Origin of the sequence: Devosia sp. ZW T5_3 (assembly GCF_044987315.1) — a bacterium.
Taxonomy (GTDB): Bacteria; Pseudomonadota; Alphaproteobacteria; order Rhizobiales; family Devosiaceae; genus Devosia.
Genome location: NZ_JBJDRE010000016.1, coordinates 86,231 through 105,412 on the forward strand (window position 1 = coordinate 86,231; position 19,182 = coordinate 105,412).

The 19,182-nt window shown below is 63.3% G+C and carries 23 protein-coding genes and 1 tRNA gene; 13 read left to right on the forward strand and 11 right to left on the reverse strand.

From position 1 onward, the window contains the following. Positions 1–34: 34 nt before the first annotated feature. The 4 genes from ACI3KW_RS18770 to ACI3KW_RS18785 form a co-directional block, all read right to left on the reverse strand. Complete coding sequence (locus ACI3KW_RS18770; RefSeq protein ID WP_404849355.1) at positions 35–430, reverse strand: ester cyclase; 396 nt, start codon at positions 428–430, stop codon at positions 35–37. A 96-nt stretch (positions 431–526) separates the two neighbouring features. Continuing rightward, a complete protein-coding gene (locus tag ACI3KW_RS18775; RefSeq protein ID WP_404849356.1) occupies positions 527–1,222 on the reverse strand; it encodes a L,D-transpeptidase in 696 nt (231 codons plus the stop codon). A 102-nt stretch (positions 1,223–1,324) separates the two neighbouring features. Further along, the gene (locus ACI3KW_RS18780) at positions 1,325–1,720 is read right to left on the reverse strand and encodes a hypothetical protein (protein WP_404849357.1); all 396 of its coding nucleotides are present in this window, start codon (positions 1,718–1,720) and stop codon (positions 1,325–1,327) included. A gap of 90 nt (positions 1,721–1,810) precedes the next feature. After that, a complete protein-coding gene (locus tag ACI3KW_RS18785) occupies positions 1,811–2,443 on the reverse strand; it encodes an outer membrane lipoprotein carrier protein LolA (protein ID WP_262170610.1) in 633 nt (210 codons plus the stop codon). 127 nt (positions 2,444–2,570) lie between these two features. On the opposite strand from ACI3KW_RS18785, the gene ACI3KW_RS18790 reads away from it, so the two are divergent. Then, positions 2,571–2,876 (forward strand): hypothetical protein, encoded by a 306-nt coding sequence (locus ACI3KW_RS18790; RefSeq protein ID WP_404849358.1) that lies wholly within the window; start codon positions 2,571–2,573, stop codon positions 2,874–2,876. A gap of 221 nt (positions 2,877–3,097) precedes the next feature. Here the strand turns inward: ACI3KW_RS18790 and ACI3KW_RS18795 are convergent, their stop codons facing one another. From ACI3KW_RS18795 to ACI3KW_RS18805, 3 genes are all read right to left on the reverse strand, one after another. Then, the gene (locus tag ACI3KW_RS18795; protein ID WP_404849359.1) at positions 3,098–5,833 is read right to left on the reverse strand and encodes a DNA translocase FtsK 4TM domain-containing protein; all 2,736 of its coding nucleotides are present in this window, start codon (positions 5,831–5,833) and stop codon (positions 3,098–3,100) included. 523 nt (positions 5,834–6,356) lie between these two features. Further along, entirely contained in the window at positions 6,357–7,721 is a 1,365-nt protein-coding gene (locus ACI3KW_RS18800) for an ammonium transporter (protein ID WP_404849360.1), read from the reverse strand. Between the two features lie 22 nt (positions 7,722–7,743). After that, positions 7,744–8,082: a P-II family nitrogen regulator gene (locus ACI3KW_RS18805; protein ID WP_035101987.1), complete on the reverse strand. Its 339-nt coding sequence runs from the start codon at positions 8,080–8,082 to the stop codon at positions 7,744–7,746. Positions 8,083–8,345: 263 nt separating this feature from the next. Between ACI3KW_RS18805 and ACI3KW_RS18810 the strand changes: the two genes are divergently transcribed. Next, the gene (locus ACI3KW_RS18810) at positions 8,346–9,569 is read left to right on the forward strand and encodes an FAD-dependent monooxygenase (protein WP_404849361.1); all 1,224 of its coding nucleotides are present in this window, start codon (positions 8,346–8,348) and stop codon (positions 9,567–9,569) included. Here the strand turns inward: ACI3KW_RS18810 and ACI3KW_RS18815 are convergent. Genes ACI3KW_RS18815 through trxA form a run of 3 tightly spaced genes read right to left on the reverse strand, consistent with a single transcriptional unit; the run spans position 9,566 to position 11,424 of the window. After that, positions 9,566–9,796, reverse strand: a complete 231-nt coding sequence (locus tag ACI3KW_RS18815; RefSeq protein WP_200877212.1) for a Trm112 family protein — start codon at positions 9,794–9,796, stop codon at positions 9,566–9,568. The genes ACI3KW_RS18810 and ACI3KW_RS18815 overlap by 4 nt on opposite strands. Continuing rightward, the gene (locus tag ACI3KW_RS18820; RefSeq protein WP_404849362.1) at positions 9,796–10,461 is read right to left on the reverse strand and encodes an LON peptidase substrate-binding domain-containing protein; all 666 of its coding nucleotides are present in this window, start codon (positions 10,459–10,461) and stop codon (positions 9,796–9,798) included. The genes ACI3KW_RS18815 and ACI3KW_RS18820 overlap by 1 nt, the downstream gene beginning before the upstream one ends. Before the next feature lie 12 nt (positions 10,462–10,473). After that, the gene (gene trxA, locus ACI3KW_RS18825) at positions 10,474–11,424 is read right to left on the reverse strand and encodes a thioredoxin (protein WP_404849363.1); all 951 of its coding nucleotides are present in this window, start codon (positions 11,422–11,424) and stop codon (positions 10,474–10,476) included. 207 nt (positions 11,425–11,631) lie between these two features. Here trxA and ACI3KW_RS18830 point away from each other — a divergent pair. Both ACI3KW_RS18830 and ACI3KW_RS18835 read left to right on the forward strand, forming a co-directional pair. Next, a tRNA-Gly gene (locus ACI3KW_RS18830) sits at positions 11,632–11,706 on the forward strand. A gap of 148 nt (positions 11,707–11,854) precedes the next feature. Beyond that, positions 11,855–12,130, forward strand: coding sequence for a hypothetical protein (locus tag ACI3KW_RS18835; RefSeq protein ID WP_052153617.1), 276 nt, complete (start codon positions 11,855–11,857; stop codon positions 12,128–12,130). Positions 12,131–12,333: 203 nt separating this feature from the next. Here ACI3KW_RS18835 and ACI3KW_RS18840 read toward each other — a convergent pair whose 3' ends face one another. Next, positions 12,334–13,437 carry an NAD(P)-binding domain-containing protein gene (locus ACI3KW_RS18840; protein WP_404849364.1) on the reverse strand — a complete coding sequence of 368 codons (1,104 nt, stop codon included), beginning with the start codon at positions 13,435–13,437 and terminating at the stop codon, positions 12,334–12,336. A 129-nt stretch (positions 13,438–13,566) separates the two neighbouring features. On the opposite strand from ACI3KW_RS18840, the gene ACI3KW_RS18845 reads away from it, so the two are divergent. From ACI3KW_RS18845 to ACI3KW_RS18885, 9 genes are all read left to right on the forward strand, one after another. Continuing rightward, complete coding sequence (locus ACI3KW_RS18845; RefSeq protein ID WP_404849365.1) at positions 13,567–13,914, forward strand: ArsR/SmtB family transcription factor; 348 nt, start codon at positions 13,567–13,569, stop codon at positions 13,912–13,914. Beyond that, a complete protein-coding gene (locus tag ACI3KW_RS18850; protein WP_404849366.1) occupies positions 13,898–14,362 on the forward strand; it encodes an SRPBCC domain-containing protein in 465 nt (154 codons plus the stop codon). The genes ACI3KW_RS18845 and ACI3KW_RS18850 overlap by 17 nt, the downstream gene beginning before the upstream one ends. 10 nt (positions 14,363–14,372) lie before the next feature. After that, complete coding sequence (locus ACI3KW_RS18855; protein ID WP_404849367.1) at positions 14,373–14,792, forward strand: GFA family protein; 420 nt, start codon at positions 14,373–14,375, stop codon at positions 14,790–14,792. Positions 14,793–14,970: 178 nt separating this feature from the next. After that, complete coding sequence (locus ACI3KW_RS18860) at positions 14,971–15,609, forward strand: DUF1236 domain-containing protein (RefSeq protein ID WP_404849368.1); 639 nt, start codon at positions 14,971–14,973, stop codon at positions 15,607–15,609. A 159-nt stretch (positions 15,610–15,768) separates the two neighbouring features. Next, complete coding sequence (locus ACI3KW_RS18865; RefSeq protein ID WP_404849369.1) at positions 15,769–16,230, forward strand: Crp/Fnr family transcriptional regulator; 462 nt, start codon at positions 15,769–15,771, stop codon at positions 16,228–16,230. After that, positions 16,227–16,514: a SelT/SelW/SelH family protein gene (locus tag ACI3KW_RS18870; RefSeq protein ID WP_404849370.1), complete on the forward strand. Its 288-nt coding sequence runs from the start codon at positions 16,227–16,229 to the stop codon at positions 16,512–16,514. Before ACI3KW_RS18865 ends, ACI3KW_RS18870 begins: the two co-directional genes overlap by 4 nt. A gap of 90 nt (positions 16,515–16,604) precedes the next feature. Then, positions 16,605–16,973, forward strand: coding sequence for a YegP family protein (locus ACI3KW_RS18875; RefSeq protein ID WP_113121896.1), 369 nt, complete (start codon positions 16,605–16,607; stop codon positions 16,971–16,973). A gap of 256 nt (positions 16,974–17,229) precedes the next feature. After that, positions 17,230–18,033 (forward strand): transporter substrate-binding domain-containing protein, encoded by an 804-nt coding sequence (locus ACI3KW_RS18880; RefSeq protein WP_404849371.1) that lies wholly within the window; start codon positions 17,230–17,232, stop codon positions 18,031–18,033. Positions 18,034–18,324: 291 nt separating this feature from the next. Beyond that, positions 18,325–19,125, forward strand: a complete 801-nt coding sequence (locus ACI3KW_RS18885; protein WP_404849372.1) for an amino acid ABC transporter permease — start codon at positions 18,325–18,327, stop codon at positions 19,123–19,125. Positions 19,126–19,182: the final 57 nt, after the last annotated feature.

The following is a 19,182-nucleotide window of genomic DNA, read 5'->3' on the forward strand; positions in this document are numbered from 1 at the left end:
TGCACCCAGCTCGGCTCCGCCGGGCTGGGTGTTGTCATTTCAGGGTGAGCTGGGCTGCAATGGCGGCCTTGTCGATCACCGACCAGACGGCCGCGATCCGCTCGCCGGTAAATTGGTAAAAGACATTCTCGCTGAACGAGACGCGCCTGCCATTGACCGCAAGACCAAAGAGCATGCCCTTGGGCGTGCAGTTGAATTGCAGCCGGCTCGCGATACGCGGCGGCTCGGACACCAGCAGCTCGATATGGAAATGCAGATCGGGAATCGCCCGAAAATCCTCCTCCAGCATGCTGCGATATCCTGATAGCCCGATCCGCTCGCCATTGTAGTGAACGTCCTCGGCAACGAACTGCCCCAGCCGCGGCCAATCCTGACTGTTGAGACAGGCAATATAGCCCCGGTAGATATCGGTGAGGATTGTATTGGTCATGAAGGCACCATGCTCATTCGATCGCGGGGCCATGCTGAACCCGCCCGGCCCGCGGCTCAACAGAAAACGGGATCGCCTTGGGCGATCCCGTTTGTCCTATTGCAGCACCACGATCGGCGCCCCCGACGGCACCCGCTCGTACAAATCGATCACATCCTGAAACAACAACCGCACGCAGCCGCTCGACACGGCCTGCCCGATCGACAGCACATCCATATTGCCGTGGATGCGATAGAGCGTGTCCGTATTGCCCTGATGGATATAGAGCGCCCGCGGCCCCAGCGCGTTCTCCAGACCGGGCGGTTGGCCATGGCGATAGACTTCGAGTTCCGGCTGGCGGAGGATCATGTCCGACGGTGGCGTCCAGACCGGCCATTTGCGCTTATAGGCCATATGGGCCCGTCCTTCCCAGGCAAAGCCGGCCCGCCCGATCCCCACGCCATAGCGCATGGCGCGGCCATTCGGCAGCGTCCAATAAAGGAACCGGTTGGCCGTATCGACAATGATCGTGCCCGGCGCTTCGCCGGTCTCATTGGCCACTTCCTGGCGCCGATAGATTGGATTGAGCAGTTCCACTCGCGCGGCGGGAATGGGGAATTGCTCATCCGGCAGCGGGCCATACATGGCCAGCGCTTCGGGCGTGACCTCATAGGTTATTGGCCCTGCCGGCACGACAATGCGCGGATTGGGTGTGGTGGGCGTGCAACCGGCCAGAGCCAAGGCAGCAAGGCTTGCGCCACCCGCCAGCAATTGCCGCCGCGTCAGCGACGGGGTGAGAACAGAAGGGGTCATGAACAAATGTCTTTCGGCGGCCGCAATGCGGGCCGCTTGGAGGAGAGGTCAGCTTTTCGCGAGCGAAAAGCGCGGGTGAGAAAGGCGCAAACGCGCCGGGACCTAGCCCGCTATCGGCGGCTTGAGGTGTTCGAGGATCAGCCGCGACGCGGTGAACTGCTCGGCTTGGCTGGTATACTCATCGCTGGCATCGTCAAATGGCGCGACGCAGGCATCCGCCAGAATCCCAGGATGCCCATTGCAGGGCATGACAATCCCGGTCTGCTTCTTGCCGCAGACCTTGAAGGACACCACCGGATCGCTCTCGGCGGCTGGTGCGAAGCAAACATCATCCGCCGCTGTGATCGCCACGCTGGGCACATCGCTTGAATAGGCCATGGCATAGCCACTCGCCCCGCCCCAGACCGAGGCGAGCGTAAAAAGCACGGCAATGACAGGCAAAAAGCGCTGCATGGCCGTTCTATAGGGGGCGCAGAGCAGGCGATCCACCGAGGTCACGCAGGTGTGACCTGGCTTGGGCGTGATAGCCGGAGAGCCGATGCGATCCCCTCCCCTTGAGGGGAGGGAGGCGCGTCGGGGCTTGTGGGTCTATCGCGTCGAGGGATCGACGCCCTTATAGGTCGCCGGAATCGAGAAATAGGCGCGCGGGATCTGCACGTCTTTTTCGACATCATAGAGCGAGAAGGTCAGTTCGGCCCCGCTGGGCTCGACCAGGCTCCACTGCGCCAGATCGAAGGTCGTGGTGTCGAAAATCAGCGACACCTGCACGGTGCCGGCCACGGTCTGGTCGACCACGGTGATCGACATATAGCCGTCCGAATTGGTGACATTGACCACATTGGCGGTCAGCAGGTCGATCTTGTCGCCGAGGAACTGGCGCAGCGGGATCGTGTCCTGGGGATAGGCGTAATAGGTCTCGTCCTTGCGGTTGAGCACATAGAAGCCACGGCCCACCGAAACGATTTCCTCCCGGCTGGGCGGGTTGTAGCGGAAGCGCACCTTGTCGGGGCGCTCGAGGAAGAAGGTGCCCTCGGTGCGCCCGCCATTGGTATCGATCTGCAGGAACCGGCCCGCCATGGAGCGGATCGCCGAATTGTGCTGATTGATATTGGCAATGAGCTGCTGCTCCTCGGCACTCAGCGCCCGATCAAGCGCAAAGGCGGGCAGGCTCAGGGCAAGGGCGGTGGACAGACCGAGCAGCAGGGCATCGCGGCGAATCATGAAAATCTCTGTTCCTGGCTGAGGGTGAGGTGACCCTAACCTAGAAAACAATTGCGGCAACAGCTGGAAGGTTGCATTCACGGAGCGTTCATCCACCATGCCAGGCGGACGCTTTGGGAGAGATGAAATGCTGCGCTTGTCGATTGCACTGGGGTTTGCGGCGATGACCGCCTTGCCCGCCCTGGCGGCGCTGCCGCCGCAATATCAGCGACAAAAGGAATTGCAGGCGATCATTGCCGATGCAGCGGTGGTCGATGCCTTCGGGTTTGACGGCATTGGCGCGGTGGAATTCGTCGCGCCCGATCTCTATCGGGTGACCGGCGGGAACTGCACGCTTGAGGTCAAAATCGTCGACGTGCCCAATAGCCACGGCGAAGGCTGGGCGGGCCCAAGGGAATTTGCGCTCGAGGTGGGTGAACCCGTCTGCAAGTGAGTTTTTTGGCATTCGGACAAGGATAGCCCCGATCCAGTCCCCTCCCCCTTGAGGGAGGGCTCAGCTTTTCGCTAGCGAAAAGCAGGGGTGGGGGTTCTGCGGCCTTCACAAACGCCATGCCGGTGGGGAGTTCAGAACCCCCACCCTCAATCCCTCCCCTCAAGGGGGAGGGAAGTCAGCTTTTTTGCGAACGCGAAAAAGCGGGGATCGGGGCTTGGAGCCTAGTCTGATCCCACCAAAATCTCGCGCTTGCCGGCATGGTTGGCCTGGCTGATGACGCCTTCACGTTCCATGCGTTCGATCAGGGTCGCCGCCTTGTTATAGCCGATGGCCAGGCGCCGCTGGATATAGGAGGTGGAGGCCTTCTTGTCGCTCAGTACGATATGGACGGCCTTGTCGTACAGCTCGTCGCCCGAGCCGGCATAATCGTCGCCGCCGCCATCGCTGTCGCCGCCGAATTCGCCGCCTTCTTCGTCATCGGCGGTGATGGAATCAAGATAATCGGGCGTGCCCTGGCTCTTGAGATGGGCAACCACGGCTTCCACTTCTGCGTCGGACACGAAGGGGCCATGGAGGCGCTTGGTGCGGCCGCCGGAGGCCATATAGAGCATGTCGCCATTGCCCAGCAGCTGTTCGGCGCCCTGCTCGCCCAGAATGGTACGCGAATCGATCTTGGAGGTGACCATGAACGAAATACGCGTGGGGAAGTTGGCCTTGATCGTGCCGGTAATGACGTCGACCGAGGGGCGCTGGGTGGCGGTGATAATATGGATGCCGGCGGCGCGGGCCATCTGGGCGAGGCGCTGGATGGCGCCCTCAATGTCCTTGCCCGCCACCATCATCAGGTCGGCCATTTCGTCGACGATCACCACGATATAGGGCAGCACTTCGAGGTTGAATTCCTCACTCTCGAAGATGGCTTCGCCGGTTTCGCGGTCAAAGCCGGTCTGCACCGTGCGGGTGATGACCTTGCCCTCGGCGGCGGCTTCGCTGACGCGCTGGTTGAAGCCGTCGATATTGCGCACGCCGATCTTGCTCATCTTGCGATAGCGATCTTCCATCTCGCGCACGGCCCATTTGAGCGCCACCACCGCTTTTTGCGGGTCGGTGACGACGGGGGTCAGCAGATGGGGGATGCCGTCATAGATGCTCAGTTCCAGCATCTTGGGATCGATCATGATCATGCGGCACTGCTCGGGCGTCATCTGGTAGAGCAGGCTCAAAATGAAGGTATTGATACCCACCGACTTGCCCGAGCCGGTGGTGCCGGCGATGAGCAGATGCGGCATACGCGCGAGGTCGGCAATCACCGGCTCGCCGCCGATGGTTTTGCCGAGGCAAATGGGCAGCTTGCCCTTCATCTTCTCGAAATCGGAGCTGGCCAGCATTTCGCGGAAATAGACGGTTTCGCGGTTCTGGTTGGGCAGCTCGATACCAATGGCATTGCGGCCCGGCACCACGGCGACACGGGCGGAAATGGCGGACATTGAGCGGGCAATATCGTCGGCCAGCGAAATGACGCGGCTCGATTTGATGCCTGGCGCGGGTTCGAGTTCGAACAGGGTCACGACGGGACCGGGGCGGACATTGATGATGTCGCCCTTGACGCCGAAATCTTCCAGCACGCCTTCGAGCTGGCGGGCCATTTCCTCCAGCCGCTCGGGCGCATGCTCGGGCGAGGGGCCCTTGTGGCGCGGCTCGGCGAGCAGGCTCAGCGGCGGCAGTTCAAACCCGCCGGGCTCGTCGAGGAACGAGCTTTGCGCTTCACGGGCCATGCGATTGCCCGGCACGGGACGCGGCGCGGGCGCAGTGACGCGTGGCTTGGTCGGATCGGCCGGGTGGAAGCGGGAATCGCCCTGCTGGCGGTGATTGACCACCGACGGCGGCAGCGGCGCATCGGGCACGAAGGGAATGGAATCCTCATCGGGCTCATCGGGATAGTCGACTTCGGTGTCGTCATAGCTGGGCCGCGCATTAATGCGGGGCGAGACATCGCCCGGCGCAGCAAAGCCCGGCTCGACCTGCGGGGTGCTGGGCGAATGGATGCGGCGCTGCGGACCATCGAAGGAGGGCTCGCCACGCGGAGCGACGACAGGGGCGCGGCCATCAAGACTGGGCTCGAGATCATCATCACGCCAGGGCGCGGCATCGGCAGCGCGCTTTTCGGCATGGCTGGCGCGGGCGCGGCGGAAGGCGGTGCGGAGCGAATAGCCCATATGGACCATGGCGCCCAGGGCGATATCGACGATCGGGTTGGTTTCCGGCTCGTCATCGGCCTCAACCGGAGCAGCACTGGATTTGCGCCCGGCAGCGGCGGCTTGCGCCTTGCGCGGCGCGGTCGAGACGGTGCTGCCGAGGCCCATGCCGATCCAGAACAGCGCCAGAGCCGGGGCCGAAATAATGATGGCGAACAGCGCCGAGGTGACCGCCTGCGGCTGGGCGCCGGTGATCATGGTTGCAAGGGTCATGAAGCCGGTGCCGACGAGGCCACCCAGCCCCGTGGGCAGCGGCCAGGTTTCGGGCATGGCAACGAAGGAAAAGACGCCGGTGGCCAGGATCGTGGCGCCCACCCAGCCGATCAGGCGCAGGCCCATATGCGTGGGCACGCGACGGCGCACCATGGCCCAGCCCCAGAGCGCGGGCGGCACCATCAGCACCAGGGCGGCCAGGCCCAGCGTCTGGAACAGGATGTCGGCAATGGCCGAACCGGGAAAGCCCAGCCAATTGGCCGCCGGCTTGCTCGTGGCATAGGAGAAACTGGGGTCATCCACCGACCAGGACGCGAGCGCAGCAAGGCAGATCGCGACGAGACCGAGCAGCACGAAGCCGACCAGCCGCATGGGAATGCGAATCGACAAAGCGGGCGGCGGCGCCGGCATGGCCTTGGCCCCGCTGCGCGTGCCGCGCTGCGGCAGGGATCGGATTTCGTCGAGCACTGGTGCGGGATGGCTGGGCATGGAGCAAACTCAATACTGCCCGGAATTGACCGGGCCCAATTGTGCTCATGCTAGCGGGACCGGGTTAACCCAAGGCTAACCATGGGGACGGGGATGGGCATTTGGGTGAAGGGGAGCGGGCTGTGATCCCGCCACCTACCGCTCTCCATCTATCACCGACGCTCCCCCGCCCACGGTTCTCCCTCGGGCCTGACCCGAGGGCCACCCTCAGCTCGGCACAAGTGGCGAGAGGCCCTCGGGTCGGGCCCGAGGGAGAGCCGGTGATGGGATGTGGATCGGTGATGAAAGATGGATCGGGCAAAAAAAGAAAAGGCCCGCCACGAGGGGCGGGCCAGGTCGCCGCAATCGTCCAGGGAGGGAGAACGAAGGGGGAAGCAATTGATCGTGGTGTGCAGCCCGTGCAGTTTGCGAGTGGGAAGCCTCTGTGGCGGGCCAAGAGGGACACGAGCCGCACGCCGCGATCAATTTTTTTGGTCACCGGTAGAAACCCGGCGGCGGAGGGCGCCGCCGGGTGAAGTCGCTCTTACGAGTTGTAGGCGCGCTCGCCGTGGCTCGACAGATCCAGGCCATCGCTTTCGCTCGATTCGGAGACGCGGGCGCCACCGAAGATCGCCTTGACGATGAGCATGGCGACCAGGGCCACGACACCGGACCAGACGATGGCGATGATCACGCCGGTGAGCTGGACCATGAACTGGGCGCCCATTTCATAGCCGTCCAGCGGATAGCCGCCGAAGCCGGGATTGGCGACAATGGCGGTGCCCAGGGCGCCGACAATGCCGCCGACGCCGTGGATGCCGAACACATCGAGGCTATCGTCATACTTGAGCATCGGCTTGAGGTTGACGACCGCCCACAGGCAGACGAAACCGGCAACCACACCCAGCACGATGGCGCCGCCGACACCGGCAAAACCGGCAGCGGGGGTGATCGCGACGAGGCCGGCAACGGCACCCGAGACAGCACCCAGGGCCGAAGCATGGCCGCGGGTAACCTTTTCGCCGATAGCCCAGGCCAGAGCCGCAGCGGCAGGAGCCAGCACGGTGTTGATCAGGGCAACGGCGGTCAGGGCATTGGCTTCGAGATTGGAGCCGGCATTGAAGCCGAACCAGCCGAACCACAGCAGGCCGGCACCGATATAGGTGAGGACCAGATTGTGCGGAGCGATCGGCTCCTTCATGTAGCCCAGGCGCGGCCCGAGCACGATGGCAGCAACGAGCGCGGCCACACCGGAATTGATGTGAACCACGGTGCCGCCGGCAAAGTCATAGGCGCCCATGCCGAACAGCAGGCCGGGGCCCGACCAGACCATATGGGCCATCGGGATATAGGAGAAGGTGAACCAGATGGCCAGGAACGCCATCAGCGCGCCGAACTTCATGCGTTCGGCGATACCGCCCACGATGAGGGTCGAGGTGATGCAGGCAAAGGTCAGCTGGAAGACCACAAAGACCATTTCGGGCAGCTCGAACCCGGCCGAGAAGGTCGCGGCGCGAGAATCAAGGGTGACGCCCGAGAGGAAGAATTTGGAGAAGTCGCCGACGAAAGCCGACAGGCCCCCTTCGGTCGGGCCGGCGAAAGCCAGCGAATAGCCATAGGCGACCCACAGAATGGCGATCATCGAGAAGCCGAGGAACACCTGGGTCAGCACGGAGAGGATATTCTTGGCGCGCACCAGGCCGCCATAGAACAGGGCCAAGCCCGGAATGGTCATGACGATGACGACCATGGTGGACACCAGCATCCAGGCCACGTCGCCCTTGTCGACGACGGCAGTCACTTCAGCGGCCGCCTCGGCTGCTGGCGCGGCAGCGTCCTGCGCAAATGCCGGCAGCGCCAGCAGCAGGGAGGCGATTGCAGCACTCCCCAAAACTTTTGACATCTTCATCTTGTTGTTCTCCCGATGACGCTTAGAGGGCAGAAGCGCCGGTTTCACCGGTGCGGATACGGGTGACGGCCAGAAGATCGAGCACGAAGATCTTGCCATCGCCGATACGGCCGGTCTGGGCGCTGTCGCGGATGGCCGTGGACACGGCATCGGCTAGGGCGTCATCAACGGCGATTTCAACTTTGAGCTTGGGCAGGAAGTGCACGGCATATTCGGTACCGCGATAGATTTCCGAATGCCCCTTCTGGCGGCCGTAACCCTTCACCTCGGTCACGGTCATGCCGTGCACGTCGAGCGAGTTGAGAGCCTGGCGAACCTCTTCGAGGCGTGATGGCTTGATAATTGCAATCACCAGTTTCATGTGAGCCCCTTTGCGACTTGGCGCTGGTCTGGAATGCCCAACTAGACTCAAGCGCCGTGCCAACTCCGAATGGCGCGAAAATCATCAGTAAAAACAATGCATTAGTAATTCATAAACGATTCACGGCGCCGCCCCCGCCGCCAAATGCACAAAAAATGTGCAAAACTGCAGCGAATTGGGCAAAATTACGGCAAGCCTGCCGCGACCTTGCGCCTCTTGCACCCAAGGCGTGCAGGCGCTCAATAGGGGAAAGGAGAACTGACATGGCCAGCGCTGCACAAACCCATGACGTGCTGATCGCCGGTGGCGGCCCGGTGGGGCTGACGTTGGCGCTCGCCCTGGTGCAATCGGCCCGCGGCATCCGCGTCGGGCTGGTCGATCGGCGGCCGCTATCGGTGCCGCGCGACAATCGCGCCTCGGCTATCGCTGCTGGCGTGCGCCGCGTGTTCGAGGCCCTGGGCGTGTGGCCCGCCATGGCCGCCCAATCGCAGCCGATCACCGCCATGCGCATTACCGATTCGGGCGAGGGGGATATTTCGCGGCCGCTCTTCCTCAGCTTTGAGGGCGACGTGGCGCCGGGCGAGGCCTTTGCCCATATGGTGCCCAATCGCGTCAGCGGACAGGTGTTGCTTGATGCGGTTGGCCAGCAGATCGAGGTGATCGCGCCGGCTGAGATCACTTCGTGGCAAAGCGATGCCCACTCCGCCCGGTTGGTGCTGGCCGATGGCCGCGTGCTCGTGGCGCCCCTGGTGGTGGCGGCCGATGGCGCGCAATCGGCGCTGCGGCAGATGGCCGGCATTGGCGTTGTCGAACATGATTATCGCCAGACCGGCCTGGTCACCACGATCAGCCATGAATTGCCCCATGACGGCGTCGCCTACGAGCATTTCCGCCCCGCCGGCCCCTTTGCCAGCCTGCCGCTTACGGGCAATCGCTCGTCACTGGTCTGGACCGAATCCAGCGCCGAAGCGCCGCGGTTCCTGGGCATGGACAAGGCCGCCCTGGCGCTCGAAATCGAGGCGGTGATGGGCTCGACGTTGGGCGCTGTCACGGTCGAAGACGATCTGGCAGGCTTCCCGCTGCGCATGCGCATCGCCCGCGATTTCGTCGCGCCACGGCTAGCTCTGGTGGGCGACGCCGCCCATGTGGTGCATCCGATTGCCGGCCAGGGGCTTAATCTGGGGCTCAAGGATGTGGCGGCTTTAGCCGAAGTGGTGATCGACACCATCCGACTTGGGCTCGATCATGGTGGGGATGACGCGCTGGCCCGTTACCAGAGCTGGCGCCGGCTCGACACTTCAGCCATGGCCATGGTGACCGACGGCATGAACCGGCTTTTCTCCAATGACGCCGCCCCGATCCGCGCCGTCCGCGATTTCGGCCTGGGCCTGGTCGACCGCGCCGGCCCCATCAAGGCCGCCATGATCCGCACCGCGGCGGGGGTGTCGGGCAATGGGCCAAAACTGCTCAGCGGGCTGCCGATCTAGTTCTGGCCCCGCGTCAGCGTCTTGATCTCATCCGGCTCGACGCTCCGCGCTTCATCGAGGCTGAGCAGCGGCACGCCCTTGTTGATGGGGAAGGCCAGGCGCGCCGCGACCGAGATCAGCTCGGTATGGTCCCCCGACAGGATCAGCCGCGTCTTGGTCAGTGGGCAGACCAGCATTTCGAGCGTGCGCACATCCAGCACATGGCGGGGATCGACGCCGGAGGGCATCAGTTGAGCGGGGGGCGGTCATTGCCGCCGCGCGCCATTTCAAATTCGGTCATGGCGATCAGGGTTTCGGCGCGCTGCTCCAGCGTCTGGGCTTCCAGCAGTACCTGTTTTTCGGCGGCGCCATAGGGGGAGACCATGCAGCAGAAATTGACCAGGTCGGCCGTGCCGGTGCGCTCGATCTCTTCGAAATTGAGGTCGATATTGGCAAATTCGGCATAGTCGCGCATCATCTTGATGAAGCGCTCGCGATCCACCGCGTCTTCCCCGAAATCGCGGGTGAAATCCATGGCGAAATCCTCGGCGGCGATTACCGCCTGCCGATAGGGCGTCATCACCGTCAATTCATGGGCCAGGCGGAAACGGGTAACGCCTTCCAGAATAATGAAATAGCGCCCCTCCCCGCTTTCCTCGAAATGGGTGATCCGGCCCAGGCATCCGATCTGCTGCAGCGGGCTACGACCCCGTGGGCTTTCCTCGGACGTGTCCTCGGGCTGGATCAGCCCGATCAGCCGGTCGCCGCGCAGGGCTGCGTCCACCATTTCGATATAGCGTGGCTCAAAGATATTGAGCGGGCGATGCGAAAAGGGCAGCAGCAGCGCCCCGGTCAAGGGAAAGACCGGGACGGATTTGGGCAGCTCGGCAGCAGAAGTCGGTCGCTTGGGCATGAGGTCTCCGGCTCAGGAAAATAGCGCAGCCGACAGCAGCCGGCGGCCCTTGAGCGTGGCGGGGTCCTTGGGACCCCAGGCTTCAAAGAATTCGAGCAGCTTCTTGCGCGCGCCGTCCTCATTCCAGGTGCGGTCGCGCTTGAAGATGGCAACCAGCGCCTCGGCCGCCTCGACGCGTTTGCCTTCGGCATTGAGTACCACGGCTAGGTCGAAACGGGCCTGGTGATCATCCGGGTTGGCGGCAAGCGCGGCTTCCAGCGCCGAGGTTTCCGACAGGTCCGCCGCTTCACCCAGGAGGCGAATCGAATTGGCAAGGCTGGTATAGGCTTCGCCCTTGCGCTCGGCTTCGGGGATCATGTCGAGCGTGGCCTGGGCCTGCTCGGTCTCGCCAGCGGCCAGATACACCTTGGTGAGGCCGATCAGTGCCACGGCATGATCGGGAACATGCTGGATCACCATGCCGAAAATCTGCGCGGCACGGCCGAGGTCGCCGGCGGTGAGCGCTTCCTCTGCGGCAGCCAGGGCTTCGGTGATCTGCGCTTCCATCGAGCCTTCGGCGGGAGCCGGCTCGGGCGCACCGGCAATCACCTTGTCGGCAAAGCGGCGCACTTCGCCCTCAGGCATGGCGCCCATGAAGCCATCGACCGGGCGGCCGCCGGAAAAGGCAAAGACGGCCGGAATCGACTGAATGCCGAGCTGGCCGGCAATCTGGGGGTTTTCGTCGATATTGATCTTGATCAGGCGGATCTTGCCGGCCTTTTCATTGACCACTTTTTCCAGCGCCGGCGTCAGCTGGCGGCAGGGGCCGCACCAGGGCGCCCAGAAATCGACCAGCACGGGCGTATCGAGCGAAGCATCGATCACGTCGGCCTTGAAAGCCTGATCGGTCGAATCCTTGATCAGCGCGCCAATCGGCGCAGCAGCGGGAGAAGTCGGTGTTGCAACGTTAAACGGAGTGGACATCGGCGTGACGGGCCCTTGGCGTTTTTCGAATTTTGGGTCGGTTCTGGGCTCTTCTTGCGCCCGCAAACCGTGGTGTGACAAGCCCTTCTATCCACAAGGCGACCGGAAGATGACGAAGCGGTCAAAATGTGGGTTGCAATCAGGCAGGTGATTGGGCATATAGGCGCGCATCGGGGCACTGCCAAGGCGGTGACGACGATATGGAGTGCGGGTGTAGCTCAGGGGTAGAGCATAACCTTGCCAAGGTTAGGGTCGTGGGTTCGAATCCCATCGCCCGCTCCAAATACCAAAGTCCGGCATGGCTTTGGTGACAAAGGGTCCTTCGGGACCCTTTTTGTTTTTCCGGGTTTGTTTTGTGGCCCGACGTTTTTCCCGCAACCGAAATGGGCGCCGATAGTTCTCCTGCCGGCAGAACAGGGAGACTTGCGCCATGGCACATGTACGCTACGAGGTCGTCGAGCATGACGGCGGCTTTGCCTATAAGGTGGGGGACGTGTTTTCGGAGAGCTTTCCGACCCATCGCGCGGCTTTGGACGCGGCCATTGCCGCCGCCGACCGGCAGCAGGCGGCCGGGCAGACCCAGGCCATCGGCTATCAGGACGCCGAAGGCCGCTGGCACGAAGAGCTGGCCCGCGGCGATGACCGGCCCCAGACCGAAGTCGAGGACGACCTGATCGAGCCGGTTGGGCGCCGCCCGCGGCGGTAACTTCTGCGCAGATACATCCCACCCACGATGTCACCCCGGCGCAGGCCGGGGCCCATCCTGAGATCGTGGGCCACGCCGCCAGATCGATGGAGGAACGCTCGCACACCTTGCGGCAGCGGCACTATCTCGAGATGGGCCCCGGCCTGCGCCGGGGTGACACCGTGGGGTGGGGTGGCGCTAATGCCAGGACCGAGCGCCGGCTGTCAGCCATTTCCCGAATCAAGAAACGCCATCAACTCCTTGGCGGCGGCGCTGCCGGCGCGGTTGGCGCCGATCGTGGAGGCCGAAGGGCCATGGCCGACCAGATGGATGCGCTTGTCGCGTTCCACCTGCGTGGCCAGCCGCCCGCTCATGACGATGCCGCCCGAGGGCTCGCGCAATTGCAGCGGCGCCAGATGATCGAGCGCGCTGCGAAAACCGGTGCACCATAGAATAACGTCGATATCGAGCATGCGGCCATCGGCCCAGCGCACCCCTGTTGGCGTGATTTCGTCGAACATGGGCTGGCGGTCCAATACGCCCCGGGCGCGCGCCGCCTCGATCGCCGGGGTGACGGGCAGGCCGGTGACCGACACGACCGAACCGGGCGGCAGGCCCTGGCGCACGCGCTCTTCCACCAAAGCCACCGCGGCGCGGCCGGCATCAGCATCAAAAGGACCGTCGCGAAAGCGTGGCGGTGTGCGGGTGACCCAGCTGGTCTGCGTGACCTGCGAGATTTCATCGAGCAGCTGGATGGCCGAAATGCCGCCGCCGACCACCAGCACATGCAGGCCGGCAAATTCGGCGGCGCTTCTATAGTCGCGGGTGTGCAACTGGCGGCCGGTGAACAGGTCCTTGCCGGGATATTCCGGGATGAACGGCTTTTCCCAGGTGCCGGTGGCGTTGATCAGCCCTTCAGCGGAAAACACACCCCGATCGCTCTCAACCCGCAGCCTCGCGCCCCGGTCACAAACCACGCTGACCGAAGCGGGGCGCAACACGTTGAGGCCGAAACGCTCTTCATAGGCCGCGAAATAGCGCGGCACGGCGACAGCGGCCTGCACTGAATCGTCGCCCCCCGCCAGTTCGGCAAAGGACAGGCCCGGCAGGTCATGCACGCGATTGACCGTGCTCAGCGTCAGCGAAGGCCAGCGATATTGCCAGGCGCCACCCGGCGCGGGCGCCTGGTCGAGCACGATGAAATCGCGGCCCGGCGCAAGGCCCATTTGCTTGAGGTGATAGGCCGAGGACAGCCCCGCCTGTCCCGCGCCAATCACGACGACGCGGGTTTTAAGCGCAACGCGCAAGGCAGGGGATGGATCTGACAAAGGCGGGCTCCCGGGGCGAGCCCATATTTAAGGGCGGCAGGCCATGGGAGCAAGCGTGGTGGATCCGCCTCTTGACTCCCATCTACGATCAATCTATTTAACGCATATGTTAATTAACGGATGCGTTAAATGCAGACCGACCCGCTAAGCCTCACGCTGGCCGCCCTGGCCGACCCGACCCGCCGCGCCATTCTGGCCCGGCTGGGAGAGGGCGAGGCCAATGTCAATGAACTGGCCGAGCCCTTCGCTATCAGCCTGCCGGCCATTTCCCGCCATCTCAAGGTGCTCGAAAATGCGGGCCTGGTCTCGCGCGGCCGCACCGCGCAATGGCGCCCGGTCCGCATCGAGGGCGCGCCGCTGCGCGACCTTGCCAGCTGGCTCGAGCACTATCGCAAATTCTGGGACGAGGGCTTCGACAAGATGGATGCCCTCCTCAAGGACCTCAGCACAGGAGATTCCGATGCAGCCAAAAACTGAAGCCATGGCCGAAAACGAACTCTTCATCGACCGCACCTTTGACGCGCCGGCCGCGCTGGTGTTCCGCCTCTGGAGCGATGCGGAATTGCTCAAGCGCTGGTTCGGTCCAAAGGATTTCACCTGCCCCAGCTATACGCTCGATTTCCGCGTCGGCGGCGCCTATCGCGGCATGATCCGCTCGGCTGATTATCCCGATGGCTGGTTTGGCGGCACGTTCAAGCAGATCGTGCCCAACAGCAAAATCGTCATGAGCTTTGCCTGGGAGGCGGGCTCGGGCCAGACCGATCTGACCGATATCACCATCACGCTCGATGAAGCCGATGGCGTCACCAGCCAGCGCTTCCACCAGGCCCCGTTCGCCTCGGTCGCCGAGCGGGACAGCCACCTGAGCGGCTGGAGCGAATGCCTCGACAAGCAGGTAAGCTACCTGCGCGACAATCCCGCCTGAGGAGAGCAATATGCAACAGACCCATCACGGCTCCTGCCATTGCGGCGCCGTCAGTTTCGAAGCCGATGTCGATCTCAGCGCCGAATCCCGCCGCTGCAACTGCACCTATTGCGCCAAGACGCGCTATTGGAAGAGCTTTGTCGGCGTCGACGACATCCGCCTGCTGACCGGCGCCGATAATCTCGCCGACTATCGCGCCCCGGATTCGCTCTGGCCGCCCGATCATATCCATCACCATTTCTGCAAGACCTGCGGCGTGCAGCTCTATTCGCGCGGCTTTCTCGAACAGATGGGCGGCTGGTTCTACGCGCTCAACATCGCCGTGCTCGACGGCCTCTCGCCGCAGGATTTTGCCAAAGTGCCGATCACCTATGAAAACGGCATCCTGGACAAGCAGATGGAGCCGCCCGCGGTGACGTCCTACCTCTGAACGTCCTGCCGGGTCCCTGTGGCCGATGCGCCACAGCCGCCCGCCATCCCCATTCCCCGCCAGGAACCAGTCTTTCAGGCCCCCGTTAATCCAGCACGGGGCGGTAACCGCGCGGGACCTCCCAGTCTCGCGCTTCCGCAGTGAGTGGCCTGTCCACTCCCTTGAAAGGATCAGAGCAATGAAACAGCTTCTTTTGGCTGGTGTAGCCGCGTTGGCGCTTGGCATGGCCATGCCGGCCTTCGCCCAGGATACGCTGATCGGCACCGAAGATGATGTGCAAGCCGGCGCCACCATTGGCGCGGGTGGTGGCGGCATCGCCGGCGCGACTGTTGGCGCCGTGGTGGCCGGCCCGCTGGGCGCCGCCATCGGCGGCTTTGCCGGGGCCACGCTGGGCGCCGAGGCAGGCATCGAAACCTCGGTGGTCGATTATGCCGGCGCCCATCCGGTCGCGCCGGTCTATCTCGATGGCGCGCTCGATATCGGCTATGTGCTGCCGCCCGACGTGGTGATCTACCCGGTCGAGACCAACCCGTCCTATGGCTATATCTATGCCAATGACCGCGTCTGGATCGTCGATCTGCAAAGCCGCGCTTTGGTGCAGTCGCCGGGCTATCTGGTGACCCAGAACTATCTCGATTACGCCATCGCCAACCCGATCGATCCGGTGCCCCTGCAAGGCGATGTGGTCGTGGGCTATGTGGTGCCGCCCGATGTCGCACTGACTCCGGTGCCCCAATCGAGCTATTCCTATGTCTATATCGAGGGCCGCCCGGCCCTGGTCGAAAGCACCAGCCGCGCCGTGGTCTGGATCAACTAGTCCCGGCGCCGCACAACTATTCCTCCCTCTCGAGGGCGGGATGGGGTGGAAGTTCCGTAGTCACGCCCGCCCCGAAGCCGTCCGGTTCACTCCGGGCGGCTTTGCTTTGACCGCCTGCCGAGTTTGGGCAATATAGCCGCACGAAAATCGGAGGGGCGCATGGCCGATATTCTGGACTATTGTGTGGGGCTCAAGCAGGTCAGTTTCAAACCCGGCCAGCTCATGTTGCCCGAGGGCGAGCGGCTGGGCCGGCTCTATGTGCTGGTCTCGGGCCAGGTGGAGGTGATCCGCGAACGCACCCAGGTTACCCATGTCGATGAGCCCGGCTCGATCTTCGGGGAAATGGCGGTGCTGCTCGACATGCCCCATTCGGCCAGCGTCAAGGCGCTCTCCGCCGTCACCGCCTATGAAATTCCCGACGCGCTGACCTTCCTCGACACCCGCCCCGAATTTTCTCTCCACATCGCCACCATGCTGGCGCGGCGGCTTTATTACACCACCTCTTATCTGGTCGATCTGCAGCAGCAGGCCGCCGGCAAGCGACGGGATCTCGACTTGGTCGATCAGATCCTGGCCACCTTGGTCGAACCCGCCGATCGCAAGAGCAAAGCCGCCCGATGAACAAACCCGCCCTCACCATCACCTATTGCACCCAGTGCAATTGGCTGCTCCGCTCGGCCTGGATGGCCTCCGAAGTGCTCTCCACCTTCAGCCTCGAAATGGGGGCGGTAACGCTGGTTCCCGGCACGGGCGGCATTTTCGAGATCAGCCTCGATGGTGAATTGCTCTGGGAGCGCAAGCGTGATGGCGGCTTCCCCGACGTCAAGCAACTCAAGCAAATGGTACGCGACCGCATCGATCCCGACCGCGATCTGGGCCATATCGACCGCTCCCATACGGGCTGATCCCTCTTTCTTTTCTTATATCTTGGGTTAATCTTGCTCATTGCAAAGCGACGCGCCGTCGCGTCGCTCCTTGAGGGAGAGCCTGGGGTCATGGCGCATAAGTTCAAGATCACTGCTGCCAAGAATGGCGAGTTCGTCGCCAAGTTCGTCTACAATAGCGAAATCATGGTCTGGTCGGAAACTTACAAGTCCAAGGCCAGCGCGCAGAACTGCATCGAGTCCATCAAGAAGAACGCGCCCGGCGCCGCCATAGTCGATCTAACCAAGGGCGAAGAGGGCAAGGGCTACCGCTTCGAACTCGCCGCTTCCAAGGATGGCCAGACCTTCGTGCGCTTCGTCGCCGCCAATGGCGAACCCATGGTGCGCTCGGAAACCTACAAATCCAAATCCAGCGCCAAGAACTGCATCAAATCGGTGCAGGAACGCGGTCCCAAGGCGGAAACCATCGACGAGGCGTAAGGCCACCCAACCTCGTCCCATCCACGATGTCATTCCGGCGCAGGCCGGAATCCATGCTGAAGGCTATCCCGGCGCTGGATATGCGTGGATGGCCACGGACCTGGATTCCGGCCTGCGCCGGAATGACTTCGTGGTTTGAACGCGTGAAAACAAATTCTTCCCGCCGGCCCAACCCTCGCCGCACCAAACCCCATTCCCAAGCCCCGGCCGCCCGGTCTAGTCTTGCCGGCAAATCGTTCCGGGAGAATGCCGCCTCATGTCATCCATCCTCAAGCTGCTCGCCACCGCCGCGGCCTCGCTGGCCTTCGGCGCCGTTTCCGTTCAGGCCCAGGATGCCCTGCCCGATCTTGAGGGCCGCACTATCGTCGCGGTCACCGAAAACGCCTATGTGCCGCTCAATTTCGCCGATCCCAAGACCGGCGAGGGCATTGGCCTTGAATATGATCTGTTCAACGAAATCGCCAGGCGCCTCAATGCCAAGGTCGATTGGCAGCTTTCCAGCTGGGACGTGATGATCCAGGCGGTGCGCGATGGCCAGTTCGAAGTGGGCATGGATGGCATCACCATCAATGAGGAACGCGCCGAGCTGATCGACTTCTCGGATCCCTACCTGACCAGCGAGCAATTCATGCTGGTGCGCGCCGACGAGAGCCGCTTCACCGATGCCGAGAGTTTTGCCGGCGACCCCAACCTGCTGATCGGCGCCCAGGCCGGCACCACCAATTTCTATGTCGCGGTCTATAATGTGCTCGATGGCGAAGAGAGCAATCCGCGCATCAAGCTGTTCGACACCTTCGGCACCTCGGTCTCGGCGCTGCAGGCGGGCGATGTCGATACCGTCCTGATGGACCAGACCTCGGCCAATGGCTATATCGGAGCCAATCCGGGCGCCTTCAAAGTCATTGGCGGCCCGCTCGGCGCCGAGGATTTCGGCTTCATCCTCACCCAGGGCTCCGATCTGCTCGATCCCATCAACGCCGCCATCGCCGCTATCAAGGCCGATGGCACTATGGAAAAATTCCAGCAGAAGTGGTTCTACGAATACAACGCGGCCCAGTAAGCGGCGTGCCAGCCATACCTTCCTTCACCTCTCCCTCCGGGGGAGAGGTCGGCGCACCGCGCCGGGTGAGGGGGCCTTGCTCCGCAGCTCTGCCGCACATCGTGGCTCCCCGCACCCCACCCGCATTCCCTCCCCATCAAGGGGAGGAAGGCGCAGGAACTGCACTCTCGGCTCTATCGTCTCCCTCCCCCTTGTGGGGAGGGATCAAGGGTGGGGGTGAGTCACAGGCGCCAAATCTAGATACTCTCCCCGGTGCAGCCCTGTGTCTGCGGCTGCCACCATGAAGATACCATGACCTACACCCCCCGCCGCCCCTCCATCCTCGCTCGCACGCCCTGGTGGCTGCTCGCCATTGCCCTGCTTTTCGTGCTTGGCCTGTGGGCCATGACGGCCAATGCCGGCTATGCCGTCATCTTCCGCGCCCTGTCGGGTGGCATAACCACCACGCTCTGGGTCACTGGCGTCGCCTTCACCGCGGCTACCATGCTGGGCCTGCTGATCGCGCTCGCCCGCACCTCGACCAATCGCGTGCTGCGCGAACTGGCCACTTTCTATGTCGAGATCATCCGCGGCATTCCCGTGCTGGTCTTTCTGTTCTACGTCGCCTTTGTCGGCGCGCCCGGCATGGTCGCCGCCATCAATTGGCTGCTGCAGCCGACAGGCGGCACGATCACCATCCGCCAGTTCGATTTCGCCTGGCGGGCCATCGTGGCCCTCACCATCTGCTATTCCGCCTTCATCGCCGAAATCTTCCGGGCCGGCATCGAAGCGGTCAATTCCGGCCAGGTCGAAGCGGCGCGTGCGCTGGGCCTCTCGCGCTGGCATTGCTTCCGCTTCATCATCGCCCCGCAGGCCCTGCGCACCATCCTGCCCCCGCTGGGCAATGACTTCGTCTCCATGGTCAAGGATTCGGCCCTGGTCTCGGCCTTGGGCGTGCAGGACATTACCCAATTGGGCAAAGTCTATTCCTCCAGCACCTTCCTGTTCTTCGAGACCTATAACGTCGTGGCCTTCCTCTATCTCACCATGACCATTTCCCTGTCCCTGCTGGTCCGCCTGCTGGAAAACCGCCTGCGCAACGAACGGCGCTGACCGCTTGAAGCCGGTGCGCTTTTGCTCCCCTCCCCCTTGAGGGGAGGGGAGCAAAAG

Coding starts and splice junctions, on each gene's coding strand:
- ACI3KW_RS18795 (WP_404849359.1), bottom strand. CDS start 5,833: ATGCCCAGCCATCCCGCACCAGTGCTCGACGAAATCCGATCCCTGCCG.
- ACI3KW_RS18865 (WP_404849369.1), top strand. CDS start 15,769: ATGGCCGATATTCTGGACTATTGTGTGGGGCTCAAGCAGGTCAGTTTC.
- ACI3KW_RS18860 (WP_404849368.1), top strand. CDS start 14,971: ATGAAACAGCTTCTTTTGGCTGGTGTAGCCGCGTTGGCGCTTGGCATG.
- ACI3KW_RS18775 (WP_404849356.1), bottom strand. CDS start 1,222: ATGACCCCTTCTGTTCTCACCCCGTCGCTGACGCGGCGGCAATTGCTG.
- ACI3KW_RS18770 (WP_404849355.1), bottom strand. CDS start 430: ATGACCAATACAATCCTCACCGATATCTACCGGGGCTATATTGCCTGT.
- ACI3KW_RS18885 (WP_404849372.1), top strand. CDS start 18,325: ATGACCTACACCCCCCGCCGCCCCTCCATCCTCGCTCGCACGCCCTGG.
- ACI3KW_RS18805 (WP_035101987.1), bottom strand. CDS start 8,082: ATGAAACTGGTGATTGCAATTATCAAGCCATCACGCCTCGAAGAGGTT.
- ACI3KW_RS18820 (WP_404849362.1), bottom strand. CDS start 10,461: ATGCCCAAGCGACCGACTTCTGCTGCCGAGCTGCCCAAATCCGTCCCG.
- ACI3KW_RS18790 (WP_404849358.1), top strand. CDS start 2,571: ATGCTGCGCTTGTCGATTGCACTGGGGTTTGCGGCGATGACCGCCTTG.
- ACI3KW_RS18870 (WP_404849370.1), top strand. CDS start 16,227: ATGAACAAACCCGCCCTCACCATCACCTATTGCACCCAGTGCAATTGG.
- ACI3KW_RS18785 (WP_262170610.1), bottom strand. CDS start 2,443: ATGATTCGCCGCGATGCCCTGCTGCTCGGTCTGTCCACCGCCCTTGCC.
- ACI3KW_RS18875 (WP_113121896.1), top strand. CDS start 16,605: ATGGCGCATAAGTTCAAGATCACTGCTGCCAAGAATGGCGAGTTCGTC.
- ACI3KW_RS18880 (WP_404849371.1), top strand. CDS start 17,230: ATGTCATCCATCCTCAAGCTGCTCGCCACCGCCGCGGCCTCGCTGGCC.
- ACI3KW_RS18850 (WP_404849366.1), top strand. CDS start 13,898: ATGCAGCCAAAAACTGAAGCCATGGCCGAAAACGAACTCTTCATCGAC.
- trxA (WP_404849363.1), bottom strand. CDS start 11,424: ATGTCCACTCCGTTTAACGTTGCAACACCGACTTCTCCCGCTGCTGCG.
- ACI3KW_RS18815 (WP_200877212.1), bottom strand. CDS start 9,796: ATGCCCTCCGGCGTCGATCCCCGCCATGTGCTGGATGTGCGCACGCTC.
- ACI3KW_RS18810 (WP_404849361.1), top strand. CDS start 8,346: ATGGCCAGCGCTGCACAAACCCATGACGTGCTGATCGCCGGTGGCGGC.
- ACI3KW_RS18835 (WP_052153617.1), top strand. CDS start 11,855: ATGGCACATGTACGCTACGAGGTCGTCGAGCATGACGGCGGCTTTGCC.
- ACI3KW_RS18800 (WP_404849360.1), bottom strand. CDS start 7,721: ATGAAGATGTCAAAAGTTTTGGGGAGTGCTGCAATCGCCTCCCTGCTG.
- ACI3KW_RS18845 (WP_404849365.1), top strand. CDS start 13,567: ATGCAGACCGACCCGCTAAGCCTCACGCTGGCCGCCCTGGCCGACCCG.
- ACI3KW_RS18855 (WP_404849367.1), top strand. CDS start 14,373: ATGCAACAGACCCATCACGGCTCCTGCCATTGCGGCGCCGTCAGTTTC.